The sequence below is a fragment of the Collinsella sp. HCP28S3_E12 genome (assembly GCF_052065595.1).
Taxonomy (GTDB): domain Bacteria; phylum Actinomycetota; class Coriobacteriia; order Coriobacteriales; family Coriobacteriaceae; genus Collinsella.
Genome location: NZ_JBQHTS010000018.1, coordinates 1 through 24206 on the forward strand (window position 1 = coordinate 1; position 24206 = coordinate 24206).

27 protein-coding genes are annotated in these 24206 nt (G+C 58.9%); 14 read left to right on the forward strand and 13 right to left on the reverse strand.

Annotated elements, in window-relative coordinates; all coding sequences use genetic code 11:
- The first annotated feature begins 170 nt into the window (after positions 1-170).
- Complete coding sequence (gene mscL / locus ACTNBY_RS07500; protein WP_154517006.1) at positions 171-596, forward strand: large conductance mechanosensitive channel protein MscL; 426 nt, start codon at positions 171-173, stop codon at positions 594-596.
- Between the two features lie 118 nt (positions 597-714).
- On the opposite strand, the gene ACTNBY_RS07505 is transcribed toward mscL, so the two are convergent.
- Positions 715-1203 carry an N-acetyltransferase gene (locus tag ACTNBY_RS07505; RefSeq protein WP_154517003.1) on the reverse strand — a complete coding sequence of 163 codons (489 nt, stop codon included), beginning with the start codon at positions 1201-1203 and terminating at the stop codon, positions 715-717.
- Between the two features lie 77 nt (positions 1204-1280).
- On the opposite strand from ACTNBY_RS07505, the gene ACTNBY_RS07510 reads away from it, so the two are divergent.
- Positions 1281-1577, forward strand: a complete 297-nt coding sequence (locus tag ACTNBY_RS07510) for a hypothetical protein (RefSeq protein ID WP_441063986.1) — start codon at positions 1281-1283, stop codon at positions 1575-1577.
- 48 nt (positions 1578-1625) lie between these two features.
- Here ACTNBY_RS07510 and ACTNBY_RS07515 read toward each other — a convergent pair whose 3' ends face one another.
- Positions 1626-2330 carry a class I SAM-dependent methyltransferase gene (locus ACTNBY_RS07515; protein WP_441063988.1) on the reverse strand — a complete coding sequence of 235 codons (705 nt, stop codon included), beginning with the start codon at positions 2328-2330 and terminating at the stop codon, positions 1626-1628.
- Positions 2331-2770: 440 nt separating this feature from the next.
- On the opposite strand from ACTNBY_RS07515, the gene ACTNBY_RS07520 reads away from it, so the two are divergent.
- Positions 2771-3172, forward strand: a complete 402-nt coding sequence (locus ACTNBY_RS07520; protein WP_441063990.1) for a hypothetical protein — start codon at positions 2771-2773, stop codon at positions 3170-3172.
- A gap of 129 nt (positions 3173-3301) precedes the next feature.
- On the opposite strand, the gene ACTNBY_RS07525 is transcribed toward ACTNBY_RS07520, so the two are convergent.
- On the reverse strand, positions 3302-4117 hold the full coding sequence (locus ACTNBY_RS07525) for a putative RNA methyltransferase (protein WP_441063992.1): 816 nt from the start codon (positions 4115-4117) through the stop codon (positions 3302-3304).
- A gap of 178 nt (positions 4118-4295) precedes the next feature.
- Here ACTNBY_RS07525 and ACTNBY_RS07530 point away from each other — a divergent pair, with 178 nt between their 5' ends.
- Positions 4296-5678, forward strand: a complete 1383-nt coding sequence (locus ACTNBY_RS07530; RefSeq protein ID WP_441063994.1) for an MATE family efflux transporter — start codon at positions 4296-4298, stop codon at positions 5676-5678.
- A 27-nt stretch (positions 5679-5705) separates the two neighbouring features.
- Here the strand turns inward: ACTNBY_RS07530 and ACTNBY_RS07535 are convergent, their stop codons facing one another.
- A complete protein-coding gene (locus ACTNBY_RS07535; RefSeq protein ID WP_441063995.1) occupies positions 5706-6572 on the reverse strand; it encodes a LysR family transcriptional regulator in 867 nt (288 codons plus the stop codon).
- Between the two features lie 158 nt (positions 6573-6730).
- On the opposite strand from ACTNBY_RS07535, the gene ACTNBY_RS07540 reads away from it, so the two are divergent.
- Together ACTNBY_RS07540 and ACTNBY_RS07545 are read left to right on the forward strand one after the other, a co-directional pair.
- Positions 6731-7633: a DMT family transporter gene (locus ACTNBY_RS07540; RefSeq protein WP_441063997.1), complete on the forward strand. Its 903-nt coding sequence runs from the start codon at positions 6731-6733 to the stop codon at positions 7631-7633.
- An 88-nt stretch (positions 7634-7721) separates the two neighbouring features.
- On the forward strand, positions 7722-8447 hold the full coding sequence (locus ACTNBY_RS07545) for a uracil-DNA glycosylase (RefSeq protein ID WP_154516983.1): 726 nt from the start codon (positions 7722-7724) through the stop codon (positions 8445-8447).
- Between the two features lie 50 nt (positions 8448-8497).
- Here ACTNBY_RS07545 and ACTNBY_RS07550 read toward each other — a convergent pair whose 3' ends face one another.
- From ACTNBY_RS07550 to ACTNBY_RS07560, 3 genes are all read right to left on the reverse strand, one after another.
- Positions 8498-9178 carry an SDR family NAD(P)-dependent oxidoreductase gene (locus ACTNBY_RS07550; RefSeq protein ID WP_441063998.1) on the reverse strand — a complete coding sequence of 227 codons (681 nt, stop codon included), beginning with the start codon at positions 9176-9178 and terminating at the stop codon, positions 8498-8500.
- 9 nt (positions 9179-9187) lie between these two features.
- Positions 9188-9910 carry a VUT family protein gene (locus ACTNBY_RS07555; protein ID WP_441064000.1) on the reverse strand — a complete coding sequence of 241 codons (723 nt, stop codon included), beginning with the start codon at positions 9908-9910 and terminating at the stop codon, positions 9188-9190.
- 156 nt (positions 9911-10066) lie between these two features.
- Positions 10067-11680: a peptide chain release factor 3 gene (locus tag ACTNBY_RS07560; protein WP_427719358.1), complete on the reverse strand. Its 1614-nt coding sequence runs from the start codon at positions 11678-11680 to the stop codon at positions 10067-10069.
- Positions 11681-12151: 471 nt separating this feature from the next.
- Between ACTNBY_RS07560 and ACTNBY_RS07565 the strand changes: the two genes are divergently transcribed.
- From ACTNBY_RS07565 to ACTNBY_RS07580, 4 genes are all read left to right on the forward strand, one after another.
- Positions 12152-12532, forward strand: a complete 381-nt coding sequence (locus ACTNBY_RS07565; protein ID WP_117820855.1) for a GntR family transcriptional regulator — start codon at positions 12152-12154, stop codon at positions 12530-12532.
- 23 nt (positions 12533-12555) lie between these two features.
- Positions 12556-13437 (forward strand): ABC transporter ATP-binding protein, encoded by an 882-nt coding sequence (locus tag ACTNBY_RS07570; protein ID WP_441064003.1) that lies wholly within the window; start codon positions 12556-12558, stop codon positions 13435-13437.
- Positions 13434-14132, forward strand: a complete 699-nt coding sequence (locus ACTNBY_RS07575; protein ID WP_441064005.1) for an ABC-2 transporter permease — start codon at positions 13434-13436, stop codon at positions 14130-14132. Before ACTNBY_RS07570 ends, ACTNBY_RS07575 begins: the two co-directional genes overlap by 4 nt.
- A 274-nt stretch (positions 14133-14406) precedes the next feature.
- Positions 14407-15144: an SAM-dependent methyltransferase gene (locus ACTNBY_RS07580; protein ID WP_441064007.1), complete on the forward strand. Its 738-nt coding sequence runs from the start codon at positions 14407-14409 to the stop codon at positions 15142-15144.
- Positions 15145-15227: 83 nt separating this feature from the next.
- Here the strand turns inward: ACTNBY_RS07580 and ACTNBY_RS07585 are convergent, their stop codons facing one another.
- The 3 genes from ACTNBY_RS07585 to ACTNBY_RS07595 form a co-directional block, all read right to left on the reverse strand.
- Positions 15228-16532, reverse strand: a complete 1305-nt coding sequence (locus tag ACTNBY_RS07585) for a chloride channel protein (RefSeq protein ID WP_441064009.1) — start codon at positions 16530-16532, stop codon at positions 15228-15230.
- A gap of 125 nt (positions 16533-16657) precedes the next feature.
- On the reverse strand, positions 16658-17191 hold the full coding sequence (locus ACTNBY_RS07590; protein WP_441064011.1) for a TIGR00730 family Rossman fold protein: 534 nt from the start codon (positions 17189-17191) through the stop codon (positions 16658-16660).
- A gap of 36 nt (positions 17192-17227) precedes the next feature.
- The gene (locus tag ACTNBY_RS07595; protein ID WP_154516963.1) at positions 17228-17653 is read right to left on the reverse strand and encodes a potassium channel family protein; all 426 of its coding nucleotides are present in this window, start codon (positions 17651-17653) and stop codon (positions 17228-17230) included.
- 256 nt (positions 17654-17909) lie between these two features.
- Here ACTNBY_RS07595 and ACTNBY_RS07600 point away from each other — a divergent pair, with 256 nt between their 5' ends.
- Positions 17910-18389, forward strand: coding sequence for a pyridoxamine 5'-phosphate oxidase family protein (locus ACTNBY_RS07600; RefSeq protein ID WP_154516961.1), 480 nt, complete (start codon positions 17910-17912; stop codon positions 18387-18389).
- Positions 18390-18485: 96 nt separating this feature from the next.
- Here ACTNBY_RS07600 and ACTNBY_RS07605 read toward each other — a convergent pair whose 3' ends face one another.
- Together ACTNBY_RS07605 and tsaA are read right to left on the reverse strand one after the other, a co-directional pair.
- Complete coding sequence (locus ACTNBY_RS07605; protein WP_441064013.1) at positions 18486-19697, reverse strand: MalY/PatB family protein; 1212 nt, start codon at positions 19695-19697, stop codon at positions 18486-18488.
- Between the two features lie 112 nt (positions 19698-19809).
- Positions 19810-20547, reverse strand: coding sequence for a tRNA (N6-threonylcarbamoyladenosine(37)-N6)-methyltransferase TrmO (gene tsaA / locus ACTNBY_RS07610; RefSeq protein WP_441064015.1), 738 nt, complete (start codon positions 20545-20547; stop codon positions 19810-19812).
- A 141-nt stretch (positions 20548-20688) separates the two neighbouring features.
- Between tsaA and ACTNBY_RS07615 the strand changes: the two genes are divergently transcribed.
- Both ACTNBY_RS07615 and ACTNBY_RS07620 read left to right on the forward strand, forming a co-directional pair.
- Positions 20689-21516, forward strand: coding sequence for a TipAS antibiotic-recognition domain-containing protein (locus tag ACTNBY_RS07615; protein ID WP_441064017.1), 828 nt, complete (start codon positions 20689-20691; stop codon positions 21514-21516).
- Between the two features lie 51 nt (positions 21517-21567).
- Positions 21568-21813, forward strand: coding sequence for a glutaredoxin family protein (locus ACTNBY_RS07620; RefSeq protein WP_427794969.1), 246 nt, complete (start codon positions 21568-21570; stop codon positions 21811-21813).
- A gap of 65 nt (positions 21814-21878) precedes the next feature.
- On the opposite strand, the gene ACTNBY_RS07625 is transcribed toward ACTNBY_RS07620, so the two are convergent.
- Positions 21879-22832: a tRNA dihydrouridine synthase gene (locus tag ACTNBY_RS07625; protein WP_441064019.1), complete on the reverse strand. Its 954-nt coding sequence runs from the start codon at positions 22830-22832 to the stop codon at positions 21879-21881.
- A gap of 350 nt (positions 22833-23182) precedes the next feature.
- On the opposite strand from ACTNBY_RS07625, the gene ACTNBY_RS07630 reads away from it, so the two are divergent.
- The gene (locus tag ACTNBY_RS07630) at positions 23183-24007 is read left to right on the forward strand and encodes a hypothetical protein (protein ID WP_441064021.1); all 825 of its coding nucleotides are present in this window, start codon (positions 23183-23185) and stop codon (positions 24005-24007) included.
- Positions 24008-24206: the final 199 nt, after the last annotated feature.

Consider the following 24206-nt stretch of genomic DNA (forward strand, 5'->3'; position numbering starts at 1 on the left):
TAAGGGCTACCGCACGGGCCGATACTCAAAGCCCATTGTGGCATCCCGAGCCCGCGAAAAGAAGCTGCGCCGCGGGGGAGGCGACCCAAATGGCTTTCTCATATCGTCTTGCCTGCCCGGGCTCATCCGGGGCGGCAATAACGCGAACCCCACAACAGCGAGGAGTCACCATGAAGACATTGCTCAACGAGTTCAAGGAATTCATCAATCGCGGCAACGTGATGGACATGGCCGTCGGCGTGATTATCGGCGGCGCATTCACCGCCATCGTGACCTCACTTACCGATAACATCATCAACCCGCTTATCTCCGTGATTGCCGGCGGTAGCGCTACCGAGATCTCGGGGCTGGTGGTGCCGGGCACTAATATCGACTTTGGCGCCTTTATCGGCTCGTGCATCAATTTTTTGATTGTGGCGGCAATCGTCTTTGCCATCGTCAAGGCATTCAACAAGGCGCAGGAGATCGGCGACAGGCTCGCCGGTGCCACCGCCGAGGAAGCCGCACCGGCGCCCGTCTGTCCGTATTGCCTGGAAGAGGTGCACGAAGGCGCGACCAAGTGTTGCCACTGCGGAAGCGAGCTGCCCCGAGCGTAGGTGCCTTAGAGCCGACAGCGAGCGACATCTACCACCTTGCAAAACAGCGCAGCGATCAAAAATGGCCCCACCCGGGGCCATTTTCGCTTACATGGAGCGTAGATACGCGCCCCCGCTCTTATGCCTCGCGCAGCCAGTCAAACGCAACACGCGGCGTGCCGTCCGACACATACACGACGCCGGCACGCTCAAACCCCGCTTTAATACTCGCGCCCTGCATGGGCAGGTTGTCCCGATGCGTATCGATACGCAGATGGTCGGCACGCTCTTTGGCAAAGGCGAACATCGCAGCCGCGATACCGTGCACGGTGCCGTCGGACGCCACACGGTGCAGCACGGCGTACGGAGTGTCGCTACGCCATTGCCCGTCCTCAATTACGTCATAGCACTCGTCCGGGCCCGGTAAAAAGGCAAACGTCGCCACCACGCGGCCGTCGACTTCGAACACATAGCTACCACCGGCGGCGATATCGGCAGCCAGCTGCTCGGCAGAAGGCGTGCCCTCGGGCCACTGCGTGGCGTTGCCATGCGCGCGCATAAAGGCACGGGCCGCGTCATAGATAGCCATGACGGCGGGAATGTCGGTATCGAGGGTTTTTCTGATCATCACGCGGCGACCTCACGTTTATTGGTATCACTTTGATTGAGCAATGATACCAGCGTTTGAAGAGGGGCGAGAAGCAGATGGGAAGCAAAAAGCGAGCCGCCTGGTCAAAGGCCAAAAGCGAGTTTTTGGGCGCTGCCACCGGTGGCGCTATGAGCGACCTGTTTGCGCGCGAGGACGAGCGCCGCGACGCCCTGAACGCCGAGCGCGATGAAGCCTGGCGCTACAAGTCGTGCGAGCGCAAAAACCGTTACGGCACACGCGCCGAGGCCGAGGCCGTTATGGCCGACTGCGAAAGCAGCGGGCGGCGTGGTTTGGCCTGCTACAAATGCGAATACTGCGGCGGCTGGCACCTGACGTCGCACCCTTGGAAATAGACCCCGCATCGGCACGACACTGACCGAGCGCCAACCATCGCACGCAAGCTACGGGCGCGGCGGCACCAAAACATCGTAACGAACGGCCTTGCCCGCAAGTTGATAGCTCGGCTTAACGCCAGCAAGCAGCAGCCCCTTCACCGGCCGCTTGATAACGACCTTGCGCGGGCGCACCGCAAGCGCAGCTTCGACCAGCGTCTCCTCATCGGCACACGGCTGTTCCAGATGATGCAAGAGTTGAAACTTCTTTTTAACCGCCGCGCTCTTTGTGCGCTCGGGAAACATGGGGTCCAGATACACCACGTCGGGAGCGGTGAGCTCGCCCTGCCCGATCAACTCAGTTATATGGTGAAGGCCGGCAATGCTGTCCTCGCCCGCATGTAAGCGCATGCGGGCCACGGCAGTCGCAAGCGCCGGATTATCTGCCGCGCGATCCAAGGCATCCTTGAGGAGCGCCGCGATCACGCAATCCTGCTCATACAGATCGACGGTAAAGCCCGCAGCCGCCAGCAGCAGCGAATCCTCGCCAAAGCCTGCCGTGGCATCAATCGCCCATGGGCACTCGACGCCTTTTGCGCGCGCAGCCTTTACCAACAGCTCTTGCTGCAGACGGCCCTGTTTGAGCCGTGGCAGCATGCGGACAAAATCGGCACGCAACTCCATCGTGCCGTCGGTGAGCGTGAGGCCCGCGGACTTCCCGATCAGCTCAAGCCCCGCGGCCCGAGCAACAGAAAAGGGATCGACGACGCCCATGGGTACTCCTTAACAAGCAAAATGAATACGTGAGCGCCGTTTATGCCAGCACCCAACCGTCCGCTATTGTCCCACATGCGACATGGCCCACAGCATCCCAATGCAAAGCACCGCCATCAATCCCGTGCACACGGCAGCGATCACAGAATCGCCCATGCGCCTTCCCAACGACCGCGGCTCATGCACTCGCCCCGCTCCGTACATCATGGCTCCTCCTTAAGAACAGCTCCTTGTTACGGTCTCATCATCGCAGCGCCGCACATGAGCTGCCATCGATTTGGCTTACGTCCAGCTTTCCTTTTTGAAAGGTCGAATTGGGCTGCGCGGGCTCAAAGCGCTTTCAGGCGCACGCATCGCTGCGTTGAACTACAATGTGCTTCACCATATGTGCAGCACATGGGCTACGCCAGATCGGCGTACTCATATCGAAAGGACCAGCCATGAGCTCCGCTCGCAAGACTCTCAAAATCCTTGCCCTCGTCTACTTTGTTTTGGGCATCGCCAGCCTCGTCATCGCCGGCATCGGTATCGCCAGGGGCAGCCTCGATTCCACGTACGGGTCGAACGCCATGCTCGCCGCGGTCGTGCTTGTCGTCAAGGGCATTGTCGATCTTTCCGCAGGTGTTGCGGGCATCAAGGGCGCCAACAAGCCCTCGCAGGTGGATAGCGCGTTTAAGCTCGGCATCGTTGCCTCAATCGCCACGATTGCGCAGGCCGTGCTCACGCTTCCCGCACTCGGCGGCAGCGCCGTCAATATCGGCGCCTTTGTCATCGTGGTCTACGACCTGTTCTTTGTTCAGCAGGCGCACGCCGTTAAGGCCGAGAACAAGGACCGCCTGTAGGCACTCGCTTCTCATAACCCCTGCAGCCAAGCAACTAACATGGGCCGATCGCGCAGTAACGCGGTCGGTCCTTTACATTTGCCCAGATAAAACCTGCCAAAATAAACCTGTCCCTTTTTGGCAGGTTGGTTAGCTGTGGCGGTACTCGGCAATGATGAAGTCGATGTCGGTTTTAAGGGTGTCCAGGTTTGCCAGGCGCTCTTTGTCGGTAGGGCGTGTGCGGTAGTAGTACGGCGTCATCTGGAACACCGCCTCGATGTCGGCCTGGGTCTGGAGCGTAATATTCGCGGACACCCGCTGTGTGCCGACCAGTTTAAGCTCCATCGTCTTCGGAAGCTTTTCGTCGTTGAGGTACGGCGTGTCGTAGAGCACCTCCTTGAGCCCAAGGAGATGACGGGCACCCGGCACCACGGTGTAGAGCGAGCCCTCCGGCGCCAACACGCGGGCAAACTCGCGCTCGTTAAAGGGAGCAAAGAGCTCGGTCACCATATCGAAGGCGCCATCGGCCACTGGGATGTCTTTCATGTTGGCCACAAAATAGGTCGCATCGCCGCGCTTGGCGGCCAGGCGTACCATTTCTTTGCCCAGGTCAAAGCCATAAGCGTCCACGCCCGGCACCGCGCCCATGGCGCTGGTGTAGTAACCCTCGCCGCAGCAAATATCGAGCAGCGTCATGGGACCGCCTGTAGACGCAGCACGCCCAGAAACCCGTTTGCGCACCAGCTCGACCATTGCATCGCGCAGCGGCGCATAGTAGCCACGGTTCAAAAAGTCACGACGGCTGCGTGCCTGCGACTTGGGATCGCCCATGGAGTCGCCGCTCTTGGACGAACGTAGCAGATATAGATAACCCTCGCGCGCACGGTCAAACCGGTGTCCGCCCGCGCATGCGGCACCGCGCTCGTCGTCCACCAACGGCTCATGGCAAACGGGACACAACAACATGGCAACTCCTTAGCGCGAACAACACAACGTACCCCATTGTCGCACGCCTTCCCCACCTAGTCATTGGGGACGTTCTTGAATGACTAGTCGTTTAAGAACGCCCCCAATGACTAGGTGATTAGGAGTATCATCGTCTACGCAAATAAGCACGAAATAGCACGTTAGAAATTGAGAGCGTATGGCTGATACCGCATCTAAGCACATCGACATGACCACCGGCTCACTGTGGCGCAATATCCCCCTGTTCGCCTTGCCCGTGGCCGCCACGAGCATCTTGGAGCAGCTGTCAAACCTCATCGCCACGGTCATTATCGGTAACTTCTCGGGCGACCAGGGAACCCTCGCCATGGCGGCAGTCGGCTCCAATGTTCCGCTTACCAGCCTTATGCTCAACCTGTTTATTGGCATGTCGCTTGGCTCCAACGTGGTCATCGCCAACGCTATCGGCCGCAACGATCAGAATATGGTCAAACGCGCCGTCCATACCTCGATTTTAATGGCGCTCGTGGGCTTTGTCGTCATCGCTCTGGGCGAGATCTTTGCCGAGTCCATGCTCGCCGCACTCAACGTTCCCGCCGAGACCATGCCGCTCGCTTCGCTCTATCTACGCGTCTTTTTGCTCAGCATGCCCTCAATCTTGCTCTACAACTTTGAGGCCGCGATCTTCCGCTCCGTCGGCATCACCCGCATGCCGCTGCAAGCGCTTGCCGTGTCCACCGTCCTCAACATTGGCCTGGACCTCATCTTTGTCCCCGTACTCCACTGGGGCGTAGCGGGTGTCGCCATCGCCACCGCCATCGCCTACACCGTCAGCGCCGCTACACTCTTTATCCGCCTGCTCAAGACCGACTCCGTCGTCCGCGTCACCCCGCGCGACCTTGCTATCGACCCCATCGCCCTCAAGCGCATCGTCAAGATCGGCCTGCCCGCCGGCATCCAAAGCGCCGTCTTTGCCGTCGCCAACATCATCATCCAGTTCGCCATCAACAGCCTGGGCACCGAGGTCATGGCCGCCTCGAGCGCCGCCATGAGCCTGGAGTACGTGTGCTACAACCTGCTCAACAGCTTTAGCCAGGCTTGCACCACCTTTGTGGGGCAAAACCACGGTGCCCGCCAGATCGACCGCTGCACCAAGACCCTTAAGGTCTGCCTGGTCGAAGGCGGTATCGTCGCGCTCACCACGATTATTGTTATTGTCGGCCTGGGGCGCGAGATCTTGTCGTTGTTCAACAGCGATCCCAACATCGTCTCGATCGGCTATATCCGCGTGTGCTCGATCTTCCCTGCGTACGCCTTTAGCATGTTCTACGAGAACATGTCCGGCTACCTGCGCGGCTTTGGTATCTCGCTCATACCCGCCCTTATCACCATGATCTGCGTCTGCGGCATCCGCTTCTATTGGGTATTCTGCGTGTTCCCGCACTTCCGCACCTTTGCGAACATCATGATGGTCTACCCCATCAGCCTGGGCACCACGGCGTTCTTTATGGTCGTGGCGGTACTACTCTGCCACCCGACACGCACCTATCGCGCCACCCAAGCCAAAGCGACAGCCTGCTAAACACCGCACTCAACGCCACGCCAGTCATTAATTGACAATATGCGAGCTCATATAGTCGATAAAGCGCCTCGTGGCGATAGGCATGGTGTCCCAGCTGCGCCAGGCTGCCACTACGTCGCGCGAGGGGGCGTGCACGATGGGACGTACGCGAATATCGGCCCGCATGCCCTCCACAGTACGACGGTAGAGCATACTCACGCCTAGACCCTCCTCCACCATCGCCATGATGGTGTAGTCGTCGGTCACCTCGCTCGTCACGTGCGGCGACAGGCCATGCGCCGCGAATGCATCGAGCACCAGGCTCTGTTCGCCCTCATCCAGCAGCACAAACGGCTCGGAAGCCAGGTCGGCGAGCGTCACTTTTTCCTTTGCCGCCAGCGGATGCGCGACAGGCAACAGTGCCACCAACTCGTCGTGATAGACCACGCGCTTCTCGAGCCCTGCGGTAAACCCACGTGCCGTAAAGCAAAAATCCACTACGCCGTCGTGCACCCATTGGGCGTTGCGCGTGTAGTCGCCCTGCTTGAGGGTAAAGCGTACGCCCGGGTGCAGCGCCCCAAAGTCGCGGATCACGCGCGGTAACACGGTTCGGCTCACGTTGGTAAACGTCGCGATGCGAATATCGGACGACGAAAGCCCCAGCAGCTCCTGGCGCTTGCCCTCGAGCTCAGCCTCGGCAGTCACAATCTGGCGCAGATACGGCAGATATTGTTTACCGTCGCGCGTAAGCGAAACGCCCTGCTTACCGCGCTCGATAAGCGTGGTACCCAGCTCGCGCTCGAGTGCCTTGACGGCCTGGCTCACCGCACTTTGCGTATAGCCCAGCTCGTCCGCCGCGCCCTTAAGGCTGCCGCAATCGACCACCATACAAACAATCTGATACCGCGACGCCATCGTGCCTCCACAACAATGCAGCCGTAAAACGTTTTGCCAGTGCTTTTCCTAATGACATTAGCATTTCTTAATCATACTGAAGATGCATTCGCTTTACTACATCCAAATCTGGGAGCAGACTCCTTTCTACGAAACCGTTCTGCAACAAAAGGAGTCCCATGGATCGCAAAAAAGCAATCGCGCTCTCATTTTCCGTTCCCGTCGCATGGGGCTTTTCGTATCCCCTCATGAAGATCGGCATGGACAGCATGAACGCCACGAGTATCGTCGCGCTACGCTGCATCATCGCTTTTGTGGCCTGCCTGCTGCTCTTCCATAAGCGCGCGTTGCGCATTAACCGCGACCTTATGGTCCGTGCCGCCATCATCGGCGCCATCATGGCAACCGAGCTCACCTGCATGTGCCTGGGCTCCAGCCTCACCTCTGCCTCCACTGCCGGCTTTTTGCAGAGCCTGACGGTCGTGATCGTGCCGTTTGCCAACGCCGCCCTGCTGCACCGCGCCCCCGAGCGCAAAGTGCTCGTCGGCACCGCCATCGTCACCTGCGGTATGTTGCTGCTCTCGGGCGCCGACTTCACCAGCCTGAACCCGGGCGCGCTCATCATGCTGCTCTCCGCCTTTGTCTATGCCGGCCACATTATCGTGGCCAAGCGCTTTGTCGAAGAAGTCGATCCGCTTGCTCTGGGCGTTTGGCAGCTGGGCTTCGGCGGCTTATTCTCGGGCATCGCCGCATTCACCTTTGGCGGTTTCACACTCCCCGGCACGCCGGGCGAGGTCGTGGTCGTCGTCGCACTCGCACTCATCTGCTCTGCCTACGGCTTTATCACCCAGACGCTCGTGCAGCCCCACGTGCCCGCCGAGACCACCGGCTTTGCCTTCTCGCTCGAGCCAGTCTGCTCCGCCGTCTTTTCGTTCTTCCTAGTCGGCGAGGTCCTGAGCCCCATCGCCTTCCTGGGTGCAGCTCTCATCCTCACCGGCGTCATGGCGGCTACGGTCGAGCTTCCGCACCTCCGCGCACATGGACGCGCTCATATGGCAGGAGTGCCCGAGCGCGCCTCGTAGGCCCCGCCCCTCATACAGCCGCGGCATAAAGGCAACCGGTGCACCTTTACAATAGATGCCAACATAGCATTTGCCATAAAGGAGCTCCATGGACACCGCAACTCGTGACCGCAACATAGCAACTTGGTTGGACGATGCGCCGCAGCCGGTACGTGACACTACGAACCAGCTGCTCGAGCGCATCGCCCTTTTGCGTGCCGAGCAGACCATCTACCCGGCACAAGACGACATCCTCAATGCCCTCGCCTACACGCCGGCCGACCAGGTCAAAGTTGTCATCTTGGGCCAAGATCCTTATCACGGGCCCAACCAGGCCATGGGGTTATCGTTCTCGGTCCCCGCGACGCAAACCAAGCTGCCGCCAAGCCTGCGCAACATCTATAAGGAACTCAAAGCCGATCTGAGTTGTCCCATTCCCGCCACGGGAGATCTGACGCCATGGGCACAACAGGGCGTCCTGCTCCTCAACACTACGCTTACCGTGCGCGAGCATGCCGCGAACTCACACGCCAAGCTGGGCTGGAGTACGCTCACCGACTACGTTATCGAACGCTGCTGCCAGCTACCCCAACCGGTAGTCTTTTTGGCATGGGGCCGCTTTGCCCAGCAGATGGTTGAGGGCAAGCTCGCCGCAATCGACGCGGGCAAAACAACCGGCAAGTTCTGCCTTGCCTCCACGCACCCCTCGCCGCTTTCGGCCAACCGTGCCACGGCAGAACTCCCCGCTTTTATGGGGTCGCGACCCTTCTCGGCAGCCAATCGGCTACTCGAACAGCACGGCTCGACCCCCGTCAACTGGACTTGTCTCGGCTAAAAATCGATACATCAAAAATACGCCCGACGGCTTTCCATCGGGCGCGTTTCCTATTCGGGCCAAATAAATTGTGTGCGGCCGGCCTCGCCACCATCAATGAGCAGGCTCTGCCCGGTCATAAACCGGTTGGTCACGCCCACAAAGTAGATCCATTCGGCGATCTCTTGGGCGGTTGCCCAGCGTTTAAGCGGTGTAAGCTCCATAATCTGGTTCCACAGGTGTTCGTCTTCCATCACGCAACGGTTGAGCGGCGTGATAACTCCACCCGGGTCCACACTGTTGGCGATGGCCTGCGGTGCCAGGCGGTTTGCAAGGTTCTTGGTGTAGGCGATAACGCCGCCCTTGCTGGCAGCATAGGCGGGAAACTCCGATCCCGTATGCCCGCTCGCCGACCCCACATTGACCACGGATTTGATGGCGGGCGCCGGCTTGGCAGCAAGCCCCTCCCCCACAAAGGCGTAGCGCTCGGTCACGTTGATGGTGCCACACAGGTTGGCGGCGATATCGTCGACCGAATCCTGCGTACCGGCAACGTTCACGATTACCTGGGGTTCAAGATCGCCTGGAAACGAGTCAGGCTCGCGTACATCAACGACCAGATGGCGGTAGCGCTCGTGTTCGATCACCGCCGGCAGCAGATCAAAGCCCACGACCTCGTGGCCCTCGTCCAAAAAGCGCTGCACGCACGCGGCTCCGATACCGCCCGAAGCGCCCGTAATCAAAACCCGCATACTTGCTCCTTAGGCGGTTGCGTGGCGCTTGAGGTACTCGGCGCCCACATTCTCACGCTCCCAGCCGCGCACGACCTTATAGCCCACGGGGCTCAGGAAGACCTCGCACAGCAGCTCGGCAACAGCGCCGGTCAGCGAGCACATAAGGACCTGCACCCAGGTCCAACCAAAGAACGTATGACTCACTACAATGGCAAAGACCAGGTTGTCGATAAACTGGCCAACACCCGTGGACACATAGGAGCGGAAGGCGAAGCTCGCAAAGTTATTCTTTTTGAGCATACGGCCGAGCGACTGGTTGAGCGTGGAGTTAACCACGGCAGAAACGAACATTGCCAGCGAAGAGCCCAGCACCACGTACCAGGTGCCGCCGATGGTGGCGTTAAGGGCGGTGTTGACCTCGATCATGCCCGTGTCGTAGTAGGCGCCCCACATACCGGGTGTGAGCGAGCACACCCAAAAGCACAGGCTCACGGCAAGGTTGACCGCCAGTGCGAGGATAGAGATTTTGATGGATGCCTTGGCGCCAAAGCGCTTGCAGATCATGTCCTGGCACAAAAACGAGACCCAGCTCACCACAAAGCCGCAATCGAGTGCCAGATACGGCAGGCTGATGAGCTCTTTGTTGGCCAGCAGGTTCATCATGATGACGCTCACGAAAAACAGCGAAACCGTTGCCGCGGGAATGCTCCGCAACAGGACCTTGTAGTCCTCCATGACCTTCTTGATCATTATGTACTCCTTTGGTTTTAGGTTTAACGAGCAGGATATCGGACCCGAACTGCTCGGACGCCCCGGTCTTGAGGCGACGGTGGGCATGATAGCCGCTCATGCGGCATCAGGCAAGCAGGCAGCGCGGCAGCCCCGCAGGGCCACCGCGCCGATGCGTTAAAAGACTACGTTGCCAAACTCCGACAGGATAAGGTCGGGGTTGTGGTCGGTTGCCCAATCCACGTTCCACGGGCTCGTAAACAGCAACAGCTTGCCACCGCGCATGTCCTCGACGCGCAGCGTGTCGCGCGTGAGCGAAAGGCCCGGGATATCGATGGTGTCGGGGTCGTTCTGGATCCAGCGAATGTCCGTATAGGGCAGCGGCTGACGACGAACCTCAACACGGTACTCGGCCTTGAGGCGGCGCTCGAGCACCTCAAACTGTAGCACGCCGACCACGCCCACGATGACGCTCTCCATGCCGGCACCCAGCTCGCGGAAGATCTGGATGGCGCCCTCCTGGGCAAGCTCCTCCATGCCCTTGACGAACTGCTTGCGCTTGAGCGTGTCGACCTGCGTAATGCGAGCGAACATCTCGGGGGCAAACGTCGGGATCTGTGGGTACTGCACATGGCGCTTGCCGGAGCACACGGTGTCGCCGACGCTAAAGATACCCGGGTCGAACAGGCCCACGATATCGCCCGCGTACGCCTCGTCCACGATGGCGCGGTCGTCGGCCATCATCGACGTGCCCGTGGCAAGCTTAAGCTTGCGGTTGCCCTGCACGTGGAAGGCATCCATGCCGCGCTCGAACTTACCCGAGCAAATGCGCACAAAGGCGATGCGGTCGCGGTGGTTCTTGTCCATGTTGGCCTGGATCTTAAACACAAAGCCGCTAAAGTCGTCGCGGCAGGGATCGACCGGTTCACTGGTAAGCGTATCGGTATAGGCACGCGGCGTCGGGGCCAGACGCAGGAACTCCTTAAGGAAGGGTTCCACGCCAAAGTTGGTAAGCGCCGAGCCAAAGAACGCCGGGCTCAGCTTGCCGCAGGCCACGGCATCCAAGTCGAGCTCGTCGCCGGCGCCATCGAGCAGCTCGATGTCGTCCATCAGGTTCTTATGGTTCTCCTCGCCGATGAGCTCATCCATAGAAGAATCACCCAGCTCGGCCTCGACCTCGGCGACCTTCTTGGTGGCGTTGGCGTGACCGTCGCCCTCAAAGGCAATGACGCGACGGGTCTGACGATCGAACACGCCGCGGAAATTGCGGCCGCTGCCAATCGGCCAGTTCATGGGATACGTATTGATGCCCAGGACATTCTCGATCTCTTCCATGAGCTCAAACGGATCGCGAGCCTCGTGGTCGAGCTTGTTCACAAAGGTGAAGATGGGAATGTGGCGCAGCGTACAGACCTTAAAGAGCTTCTTGGTCTGGGCCTCGACGCCCTTGGCGCCGTCGATGACCATGACTGCGGCGTCAGCGGCCATAAGGGTACGGTAGGTATCCTCCGAAAAGTCCTGGTGACCGGGGGTATCGAGGATGTTGACGCAGGCGCCGTTGTAAGTGAACTGCAGCACCGAGGAGGTGACGGAAATGCCGCGCTCCTTCTCGATGTCCATCCAGTCCGAGACGGCATGCTTGGCCGAGCTCTTGCCCTTGACCGAGCCGGCGGTCTGGATGCTGCCGGTATAGAGCAGCAGCTTCTCGGTAAGCGTGGTCTTACCGGCATCCGGGTGGCTGATGATCGCGAATGTGCGGCGCGACGAGATTTCATCCGACAGGCTTGCCATGCGGATCCTTTCTTGCATTGAGTGCATTACGTCGTTGTAACCGCACTATTGTAGCCGCGAAATTCCGCTCTAGGGCGCCTATCAGGACAAATTCATCAGTTGGGGCCTGTGTAGCAGTCGATGACGGCACTCCGCAGCAGTTTGTCTCGATCTGTAACATCTAAACGGTTTTTGAACCTCTACCTGTTACAGATTTAGACAAACAGGTGGGCGTCCCAGAAAGATCTCGATCTGTAACATCTAGCAGCCAAAAACTTCTCCAGTTGTTACAGATTGAGACAACCAGGTGGGGCCCACCAGCAAAATCTCAATCTGTAACAGGTAGCCGTCCAAATAGGTTCCAGATGTTACAGATTGAGATGAATGAACGAGCGGACAATCCCTATTTACCTCTTGTGTAACTGTGCATAGTGTATATATACTGTGTTTACCGGTTATATACACGTGTAGCCCAACAGCTAAGGAGCCGCTGTGGACATCATCCTATCCAATTCGAGCGACAAGCCCATCTACGAGCAGATAACCTCGCAGGTCAAAGCTCAGATCTTATCGGGCACGCTCGCTGCGGGAGCCAAACTTCCCAGCATCCGTGCACTCGCGAGCGACCTGGGTGTGAGCGTCATCACCACCAAGCGCGCCTACGCCGACCTAGAGCAACTCGGGTTTATCTGCACCGTGCAGGGCAAGGGCTGTTTTGTCGCCGAGGGCAATCAGGAGCTCTTGCGCGAAAACCAGCTCTGCCATATCGAAGAGCTGCTTGCGAAAGCGGCGAGCCAAGCTGAAACCCTGGGCGTCACGCGCGACAAACTGCACGAAATGCTCGACCTGGTAGCCCCCGAAACCATGCAGTAGTCATCTGCAAGAAAGGCTATACCATGCAAAACTTGCTTGAACTCAAAGGCATCTCACGCGCTGTAAGCGACCGCTTTTCACTACGCGATGTCACGCTCGCCGTGGAGCCCGGCCAGATTGTTGGCTTTGTGGGCGCAAACGGCGCCGGCAAGACAACGACCATTCGCGCCGCGCTCGGGCTTATAAAGCTCGATGCCGGCGAGGTACACCTGTTTGGGCAGTGCTGTGGCGCCGACGCACCCGGTGAAGTGCAGCGCTGCTTGCGCACCCGTATCGGCCTCGTGCTGGACACGTGTCCTTTCCCTTCCACACTCAAGGTGACCGAAGTTGAGGCACTCGTAAGCCCGGCGTACCCCACCTGGAGCCACGACACCTTCGCCAGCCTCATCGACCGATTTGGCTTGGATCCCAAGGCGAAGGTCAAGGACCTCTCCCGCGGCATGGGCATGAAGCTGCAGCTTGCCTGTGCGCTCAGCCACAAGGCCAAGCTGCTCGTTTTGGACGAAGCCACCGCGGGTCTTGATCCCATGGCACGCGAGGAGCTGCTCGATGAGCTGCTTGCCTTTGTCGCCGACGGCCAGCGCAGCGTGCTGCTCTCGAGTCACATTACGTCCGACCTCGATCGCGCTGCCGACCGCATCATCTGCATCGATAACGGCTCGATTGTGTTTGACCTGCCACGCGAGGACATTACCGACCGCGCCGGCATCGCCCACTGTACCCAAGCGCAGGCCGCCGAGCTTATGGCTTGCGTCGAAGGCGCCCGTGCCGCCCACCACGCTTATAGCGTGGACGTGCTCGTGCCCAACCGTCGCGAAACGCTCGAGGCCTTCCCCGAGATTCCCTGCGATCGGGCAACCATTGACGATTATCTACGCCTCACGCTGAAAGGGGCTTCGAAATGAAACGCGCCTTTATGTCCGAGCTCGCCATCGTTCGCACGCTTGTCCCAAGCATAGCGGGCGTCGGCCTGTTCATATTCGTTGTGCTGACCCTCGCCAACACGTCAGGTGGCGACTCCGGCATGAGTGCCGGCGCCTGCGCGCTCAGCGCCATGTCACCCATCATGGTCATGAGCTCGCTGGCAGGCTTCGACAATCAAAACGGATGGGAGCGTTATCGGGCAACGCTGCCCCTCACGCGCAAAGACATTATTTGTGCCCGCTACCTGAGCATCGTTGTCTTCTCGGCCGTCATGACGTGCGCCGCCACGCTTTTGAGTATCGTCGCCATCCCGCTCTTCAACAGCGCGGGCATTCCTTCGACGGGACAGACGGTCTTTGAAATCGCAATCGCCTCGGCAGCATCGATGCTCATCTCCCTCATGATGGTGTTTTTGGCGCAGCCGCTGTTCTTTCGATTTGGACACATGGAGGCGCTGCGCCTATCCGTTGGCCTGTTTGCCCTGCTCGGATGCCTTGCCATGGCCACGTTGAGCTCATCCAACCCCATCAGCAACTGGCTTATGTCGATTGCCGGGGCGAATCCCAATCCCACCGTCCTTGGCTGTCTGTGTGCAGGAACTGCAGTACTGGCGCTCGCACTATGTGTAATCAGCTGCGCTGTCAGCACCAAGGTTTATCGAGTACGCGATCTGTAGCCACGCGTGTCTCAATCTACGAAGGACGCGATCGCCGCCCCTCCCCGCAAATCCGTGACAAACGGCATATCCCGGCACGCCCGTGACGTTTTACAATATAAACGTCACGGGCCTCGGCTCAGTCTCGATCATCCAAGGGGATGTCTTTTTGGTCATTGTTCTTTAGGGAACGGTCAATCGCATAGAACCACGAAAACGGCCGTCCAACGGCCGTGGTTTGTTGCGCCGTTCCGCCTCCGTCATCTGCCATTTTTGCACCTGATAGGAAAGAACAATGCAAACCCAGGAATCTCAATCCTTCCCAAAAGCAACTAGCTTCGGCGCGACACTCGTACGCTCTAAGATTATGGGCCCCAATCCCCTCAAGCTCTGCGAAGAGCTGCTTCGCGATGTGCATATCCCCTGCGGCGTCCGCATCTGCGACCTTGGATCGGGCACCGGTATCACCAGCGCCCTACTCGCCCGCGAATACGGGTTTGACACCCACGCTGTCGATCTGTGGAGCGACCCCGTCGAAAACCGTGCGTTCTTCGATTCGCTCGGTATCTCGCGCGACACGATTCACCCTGTTAAGGCAGACGCCTCGCAGGGGCTGCCGTTTGAGCACGACTATTTTGATGCGGTCGTAAGTATCGACTCGTACAACTACTACGGCCGTGACCCACACTATCTGGGTGAGCGCCTACTCCCCTACGTAAAGCAAGGCGGGATGCTCTACTTAAGCATCCCCGGCATGGTTCGCGACTGCCACGACAACCTGCCCGTTTGCCTGCTCAAATCCTGGACACCCGAGCAGCTCGACTATATGCACGACATAGCCTGGTGGCGCACCATGATCGAGCCGACCCCCGGCGTCGAGATTGTCTCGATGCAGCCTATGCTCTGCACGGACGAAGCATGGAAAGACTGGCTCGCCTGCGACAACGAGTACGCAGCAGGCGACCGCGCTGCCGTTGAAGCCGGTGCGCTCGAATACCTCAACACCATCGCCATTGTGCTGAGGAAGCTCTGAACATTAGCCGCGCGAGGCCGTAAACAAATGCCCTCGCGCGGCTTCTTCAAAACGAGTTCTGAACAAACGCAAAGCGCAATATGCTACTTGCGCAGCGGCTTGGGCAGCGGAATGCCGGCGGCGATGGCTGCGGCGATGATCATGCAGACGATGCCCTTGAGCGGGAAGCACATGAGCAGCAGGCCCACGACCATAACGGGTTGGCGCATGACGGCGCCCATCGTCGATGCCGTGCAGACGGCGACGCAAAAGACCGGATCGGCGCCGGTGAGAATGGCAAGGCCATAGCCCAGGCTTACGCCCGAGAAGATAACCGGGAAGAAGTGACCGCCACGCCAGCCCATATTGATGAGGGCGGGGGTCAGCATAGCCTTGACAAGACCGGTCGCGATAAGCACGCCGGCGGGAATGGTCAGATAGGTTTCCATGAGCACGTCGGCTTGCGTCTCGCCGGCAAACATGGTGTAGGGCAGGAGCGTGCCACAGATGGCGAGCGCCAGACCGGCCAGCATGGCCTTGACGACAGGACGCTCCCCTATTGCATGGGACAGCGCCTCGCTTGCATGCTCGGAGACAAAGTACAGCCAACCGCAAACGGTGCCGAGCAACGCCAGCGGAATGAGCCAGGCAAGCTCCAGGTTGCCCACCTCGGCGGACTCGAACCTGGGCATGCCCATGCCGCCGCCCACGAGCTGGCCAAGCAACAGGTAAGTGCCCAGACCGCCGGCAATCGCAATGCCATAGACCACGGTCTTTTGCGCCTTGGGCAGCTTGATGGTGATCTCGTCGGACGCGGACTCATCGTCGGCATCTTCGCCCTGGCCGTCGGCGCTACCGGCGAGCGGCGCCACAAAGCCAAAGACAGGCGCGGTAAAGAGCGCCGTCAGGGCAGCCTGGGTACCTAGCAGCGTGAGCTCCCTAAACTCGGCGCCAAAGCGACGCATGCGGTCGCCGACCCAGCTGCACAGGCCCGCGATAACGCCGGTCAGGCCGGCCTCCGGTCCAATACTTCCGCCAAACAGCAGCGGCAGCAATGCCGCAAGCGAAAGCTTGCCCAGATTGTCGTACGGGTAGCGCCCATCTTGCTTGACCTTAGCCATCACCTGATTGAGGTTATCGGTCTTGGTGTCTGTCATCTTTTCGTACAGACCGATTAACAGGCCGCCCAGCAGGCAGACAGAAAACGGGTACGGCAGAAAGCCAAACGGGCCGCTGGCGAGCTCGGGCGAAGCGACGCCCAGTGCGTGCGGAATCTCGGTCCATAGATAGTCGATGCCGTGCTCCATCACAAAGAAGAACAGCCAGACCGCGGCACCTGCGAACGCACCGGTCACGGCAACGCTAACTAAAAACAGCGCGCGGTTTGTAGGTTTAGCGAGCTTATCCATCGGGTCCTCCCGCGGTCAAAGTCGACATAGATACGTTTTATTGTAGAGCGAGTGTGGCCCAGACAAGCCAACCGTCTGCGCTGCAAACGGAGCCACCGGGGACCACAGCGGGACAGGCTCAAGGCTTATCCGTTGATAATTGATGCGATTTCGTACAGATCCTCGGCAAAGTAAATGCCTTGCTGGCGCCGTGGGCTTGATAAACCCTTATCAATCATGTGTCCGAGCAGCGCCTTGAGGTCGTTGTAGTAACCGTCCAGGTTATACAGGATGCACGGAGCACTCAGGTGCCCCAACGACACCGCGGACATAACCTCGGCAATCTCCTCGAGCGTGCCCGTCCCACCGGGAAAGGCAACGAACGCATCGCCGAGCTCGATCATCTTTGCCTTACGCTCCGCCATATCGCTCGTCACGATGAGGTCGTCGATACCGTCATGCTGAAACTCGGCCTCGATAAAAAAGCTCGGCTCCACACCCGTCACGTGCCCGCCGGCATTAAGCACGCTATCGGCGAGCGCGCCCATCAGGCCCGATTTGGATCCGCCGTACACGAGCGCGTGCCCGTTGGCGCCAATCCAGTTGCCCAGCTCCTGCACCGCAGGCAGAAACGCCGGGTCATTGCCGATACTGGCACCCAGATACACGGTGATATTCAAATTCAGTCCCCCTCATGGTGACGCGCGGCGCCCGTTTTAGCGCTGGCGCCGGCGATATTCGCGCACGCGGCGCGACAGATCGGCGAGCTCGTCACGATCGAGCTCTTCCAAATGCTCAAGATCATCCATAAAGCGCGCCATAGTGTCCTTTTGATGCATCTTGATGAGCATATTGCAGTAGCTCACCGCCACGCCCGTGAGCATGGCAATGTAAAAAATGCTGATAACGCTCAGGACGACCGTGATGACACGGGCGACCGGCGTTTCGGCCGGAATGTCGCCAAAGCCGATCGTCGATACGGTCTCAAAGCTAAACCAAAGGCCATCGCCAAACGTAAGAGTTGTTGGCTCAGAGAGCCAAACAGCCATTGAACACAGAAGATAAAAGACGAGAAAAAGGCCCGTGATGCGCACGAAACCGGCTTGACGCAACACATCGGCCAGCGTCCTCAGCTTTTTCATCGAGACCCCCTTTTTTTCAGGACAAGCAATCGCTTTTGGTCGGTATTGTCCCACGCCTCTCCCGCAAACGGAACCAGCCATCGAGAATGCCCCTAGACGACGAGTTGTGAGGGACAATCCTTCCACAACAAAAAGTGCGTTTCAATCTGCGACAAATAGGATGTTCCCGTCGGCCTCGCAGCCTGAACTAGTATCTTGATATAGACATACCACCCACCGCCGTGCACGCAACACGCGGAAAGAAAGGAAACCCACGATGTTTAGACCTCTTCGTAGAAAGAAGCGTGCTATCACCGATCAAGAGGCACGAGAGCTGCTTGTTAATTGCAAACGCGGCATTTTTGCCGTCAACGGAGACGACGGCTATCCTTACGCCATTCCCGTTAACTACTACTTTGACCCCGAGCACGACAAAATTTACTTTCATGGAGCCAAGGCGGGGCATAAGGTCGACGCACTCAAACGCAGCGACAAAGTCTGCTTTACCGTCTATGGCAACGATTGGTACAAAGACGACGACTGGGCACCCTATGTTCAGAGCACTGTGGTTTTTGGCCGTTGCCGCCTCGTGAACGATGACCCGGCGTTTGTCGAAGACAAAGTCCGACAGTTTGCCCTCAAGTACTATCCTTCTGCCGAAGAGGTCGAAGAGGAGATCAAGCAAAGTATCAGGGGCGTCCAGCTGTATGAAATTACGGTTGAACACCTTTGCGGCAAGCAAATTCAAGAAAAGTAGCAAACGTGGAAAACGCGCTCGCAACCCTCTGCGCCCTATGCGCCCACGCACATTGACGACACGGGCGCAAGCTGCAGTACCCGAATCGTGCGACCCCTATACCCCAAAAACGTAACGGTCTAGGCGGTCGCACGCTTCCCTTACGCGCGAAAGCGGCAGCGCCAGATTCACGCGAATGTGGCAGGGGCCATGGAACGGACGTCCATCCTGATACCCCACGCCCACGCGTGCCCCCTCGTCGAGCAACCACTGAATATCACGGCCATGCTCGCGGCACCACTCGGTGCAGTCCAGAAACACCATGTACGTGCCCTGCGGACGCGAATAGGACACGCCCTCAAAATGCTCGTCCACGTAATCGCAGAAGTACTCGATATTGTCGGCAAGCACCTGGTTGAGTTCGTCCACCCACTCGTAGCCCTGCGGTTGGTAGGCACCGATAAGCGCATGCATCGAAAGGACATTCATCTCGTTGTAATGGGTCTTGTTAGACACAGCGCACATGCGGTCGCGCAGCGTCTCGTTGTAGACAATGTGGTAGCTGCCGACCAGACCCGCCAGGTTAAACGTCTTGCTCGGCGCATAGAGGGCAACCGTGCGCATGCGGGCATCCTCGCTCACCGACTGCGTCGGGATGTGCTTGTGTCCCGGCAGAATGATATCGGACCAAATCTCGTCCGAGATCACCACGCAATCGTGCTCGCGATAAATGTCCATGGCGCGCTCGATCTCGTCGCGCTCCCATACGCGGCCGCAGGGATTGTGCGGCGAGCAGAACACTGCGGCATGGATGTGGTTTTGGGCGAGTTTGCGCTCCATGTCCTCAAAGTCCATGCGCCACACGCTCTGGTCGTCGAGCTGAAGCGGGCTGTGGACAATGCGATAGCCCGCGGCCTCGATGGACTTGGTGAAGCCGATGTAGGTGGGGCTGTGGACCAACACCGCATCGCCCGGCTGGACATACGCGCGCAGCGTCGACACGACACCGCCCAGCACGCCGTTTTCGTAGCCGATATGCTCAGGCGCCAGGCCCTCGACGCCATTACGGCGGCTCTGCCATTCGATGATGCGGTCGAAGTACTCGGAACGCGGATTGAAGTAACCAAACATGGGGTGCTGGACGCGCTGAATGATGTGCTCCTGGACTGTAGGCACCGTGGCGAAGTTCATGTCCGCCACCCACATGGGAATGCGGTCGAAGCCCTCGTCGGGTGCGTTCGGAGCCATACCGGGGATCTCACCCCAAGAGTCAACGGCGATGGAGTCCATGCCGTGGCGGTCGATGATTGAAGTGAAGTCGTATTTCATGCTGAGCCCCCGTGCAGAGCGGAATGATTCGGTAGGCGTTATTGTCCACCAGCGTAGGCGATTTTGGGATGGGGTTTGGCGCTTAATTTGATGGGTGCGGACGAATGGCTGGCTAGTCTCGCGCGTCGTTGATGGCGGTTACCGTCAACCTGGCCCCGTCAACCGTAAACGATATGTCGAGTCCGGCGTAAGCCAAGTGGTAAACGCGGTTTGGCTCGTGCTTGCTGCCCGCGCGGCGCGGATCTTGGCGAAGAACCTCGACCAGGCCGGGGAGCTTTGCGGGCGGGACCATGTCTTGAAGCGCTTGCGGGAACTCAACATCGACCTCTTGCCACGGAGCACCCTCAATCCAGCCGCCGGTCGCATCCGGGTGGCAGTCCGCAAACGGGATGTAGGGCTTAATGTCGTAGATGGGCGTGCCGTCACGCAGGTCGGCCCCCAGTACATGGATGATGGGGCCGTCGTCGGTGCGCTCAACGCGTCTGAGCTTGACGCAGGTAAGACCGATGGGATTGGGGCGAAACGGACTCCGCGTGGCAAACACGCCCACACGTTCGGCTCCGCCCAGACGCGGCGGGCGCACAGTCTTCGACCACTTGACGTTGGTGCCGGACCTGTCCTGCGTCTTGGCATCGGCAGCTATATCCTTAGCCGTGCCGCCGGGCGTTCCGTTTTCGAAGCGCCACAGCAGCCATAGGTGAGAGAAGGAGTCCAGGCCCTCAACTGCTGCGTTGGAGGCAAATTCCGGCTCAAAGACGATGCGTCCCTGCAGGTGGGGCGCCAAAAAGCTGTTGCGCGGAATGCCGAACTTCTGCGGCAGGTCGGTATGTATGTGTGCGATAGGTTCCATGCCGGTCATTGTACGGCATGGAGGTGTGGGGTGCAGCGCGCAATTCTTCGCCGTGGTCTCCCGTCGTGCAACCAACGGTTGCTTGGAAGGGCGCCGGCCGCCGCGTATGCTTAAGCCATCAACCAGCAGAAAGGAGTCGCTATGGCCTTTGCAGAAAAGCTCATTGCCATTCGCCGCGCCCATCACCTTACCCAAGAGCAGCTCGCCGCCAAGCTCTTCGTCACACGCCAAGCCGTCAGCCGTTGGGAACGCGGCGAAGTCACCCCGGGCATCGACATGATGAAGCTCATTGCCGCCGTAACCGGAGAACCGCTGTCCCACCTGCTCGAAATGCCCGAGCACTATTGCCAGAGCTGCGGCATGATACTCACACCCGACGACTGCGGCACCGATGCTGCGGGCGCCACGACCGACCATTACTGCAAGTGGTGCTACGACCACGGCAAGTACACCTACGACACCACCATGGAGGCGATGATCGAGGATTGTGCCCCGCGGCTGGCGCAAAACACCGGCATGTCGCTCGACGAAGCCGTCTCGCTCATGGGCGCCGTCCTGCCGCAACTGGAGCGCTGGCGCTCCGTGCAAGAAAACGAGGAGCGCTACGGCGCCGAGGCGCGGGCGCGCTATGGCGACGAGGCGATCGACGCAGCAAACGAAGCACTGCTGGACATGGACCCCGAGACATGGAACGACATGAAGGAACTTGAACGCGCTATTCTGGACCAGCTTTCGATTGCCATGGGCGACGGCGATGCGGATGGAAGCGAGGCCCGCAAACTTGTCGCGATGCACCGTCGATGGATTGGCCTTAACTGGGGGCACAAGCCCCAAGACGAAGCATACCTGGGCCTCGCCCACGGCTATCTTGCTGACCAGCGCTTTATCGACTACTACGACAAGCCCTGCGGCACCGGAGCCACGGCGTTTCTGGTACAGGCCATCGAGTCGTCGTCAGCTCATGCATAGACCGCGGCGGCTTTGGGTATTTCAATCAAAACCTCAACCGATTGGAGACCTATGGCTACTAAACATGAGCTCACGCTGTACGTTATGACCGGCTGCCCGTATTGCATGAAGGTCAGGCGTTTCCTTGCCGATAACGGTGTGACCATCCCTGAGCGCAACATCTCGACCGACCCCGATGCCGAGCAGACGCTCATCGCCGTCGGCGGAAAACGCCAGGTTCCCTGTCTGTTCATCGACGGCAAACCACTCTACGAATCGAGCGACATCATCGCATGGGTACAGGAGAACCTGCTCTAGCGTGCGAGTACTCATTGGGGACGTTCTTAAATGACTAGCCGTTAAAGAACGTCCCCAATGACTAGCTAACCGTGGAAGCGGGCTATGGGCGCAAGTGGCTGCTCGCGAAAGACGCGCTCGACGGCGGCACGGTATTCGTCGACCTTTTTAGTCTTGCGTACGAGTTTGTGAACGGTAGCAGGATCGGCGAAGGCGCATTTAGCGTAGAACCACCACTCCTTCATGCGAAAGACCGCGTTGCCGCCAATCTCTTCTGCATATGCCGCAAACAGCGTGTCGTGGAAGCGCTGCAGTTCGGCTGCCGTGGCAGCAGGGCCGCCCTTGACCATGCGAGCCAGCGCGGGGTTCGCAAGCAAGCCACGCCCCAGCATCACATGGCGTGTACCGGGATAGGCCTCCACCAGCGCCTCCATGTCCTCAAGATCAAAAATATCGCCGTTGTATGCCACCGGAAACGGTGCCCGCTCCAACGTCTCGCCATAAAACCCTTTGCGCGGCGAGCCCGTATAGCGATCCTTCTGTACGCGCGGATGCACGATCAACTCTGCCAGCGGCATGCGACAGTACAGGTCGAGCACGCGCTCGTATTCGTCGTCGCTCTCCAGCCCCAGCCTGGTTTTTACCGACACCGGCAAGGGCGATCGCTCGCACACGTCGCTCAAGAACACCTCGAGCTCATCGAGGTTGCATAAGAAGCCCGATCCTTTACCCTTGGCAACAACCGTACCCGAGGGGCAGCCAAGGTTGAGATTAACCTCGCGGTAGCCCATGTCGGCGAGCACGCGCGCCGCCCACACAAACTCATCCGCGTTCTTGGACATGAGCTGGGGCACCACGTTAAGCCCTTGGTTGTTAGCCGGATCGATTTCCTTAAACGCCTTGCCGCCAAAGCGGTTGCCCACCCGCGGCGGCGGCAAAAACGGCGTGTAATAGCAGTCGAGCGCACCGAAGCACTCCGCATGCACGCGACGGAACACATGCCCGGTAATCCCCTCCATGGGGGCCAACGATAGAATCATCAACATCTACTCTCAAATCAATGCGGCAAAGGGACTGCCCCTTTGTCACATGCATTATGCCTTGTCCTTGAGGCGGCCCACAAGGCGGAGGCGGTTGCTTGACATCAACCAGCCCTCCGACCATCCCTGTGCAACGAAGGTGAATGGCGCCCACAAACAGCAAGCAGGGCCGCCCCACAGCAGCTCCCTCACTCGCCACTTTTTCCTTGTCCAAAAGAGGACGTTCGCGATCAATCGATCACCAACAGCACGCTGTTGACCGCCATGTCTGAACAACAGACACCCTCCGCTCATCTATACTCAAGAGTGTGTGCGCATCGCCCCCGAAAAACGATGAGAGTCGAGGCCCCATGCAGCCGCTCACCGAACAAGAAAAGAAACACATCCAGCGGTACTGCACATACCCCAAGATCGCAGCGACTGCACTCGTCATGTCGTTCGTAGCATGCCTGTTGATGTTGCCGCTCCAAATGATCAACGATATCGCGTTCCACCAAAAGGAATTCCAACCCGCGGGTATATATACCGCCATTGCACTCACCGCAATCGAACTCATCATCTTTTGCTATTGCGCTCTTGCGCCGCGCTTTGGAATGCAGGGCAAACAGTGGAAGGAGCTGCAGAGCAGGCTTGCGATAGCCCAAACCAACAAAGACCGCTCCGCGGAGGTCGCCGGCGTGCTCGCCGCGCAAGATGCCTTGGAGCCCGTGTGCAAACGCGTCGCGGCAGACGACCCATACGAGTCGTATCACGACTACGGCTACCGCATTATCGGCTATCTGCGTGATAATGACCTCGGCGCTCAAGCGGCCTATGTCTACCTTTCTTTCGATGCAGATGGCATGCTCACGGACGTCGATTACACCAGTCAGATCGACCCCGAGGCAAGCCTTGCAAACAACCTCGCCTGCAGCGAGCAGGATATCGCGACACTCTGCGCCCCGCTCAACGGGTTGGACATTTCCGTTGCCACACCGGGCCTCCTCACGCCATGCAGCCTGTCGGATAAATTTAAACAGGCATTTTTAGCCGGATCCCTATATAAAGAAATCAGCATCAAGACGGAGGACGAATCTATCAAGTCGTACTACACCTTTGACACCGAGCCCAAAGAAGAGTTCGACAAGTACACCCATCCGGAAATTAGCCTCATGCTCTCCGCAAAGGAGGACTAGCAACTTACGCTCTAATTGACGCTCGCAAACGCCGTCTATATCTCAAGGTCTAATACTTTTCCCGAGAAGTGAACGGCTGTATTTGAACCCCCGAAGCATCGACATTTTTAGACGCCAAACCCGCAGGATTTGGCTGGCAAAACCGCAGGAAACCGCCTTCAATAAGTGTCGATGCTTCGGGGGTCCATTTTGACTCGTT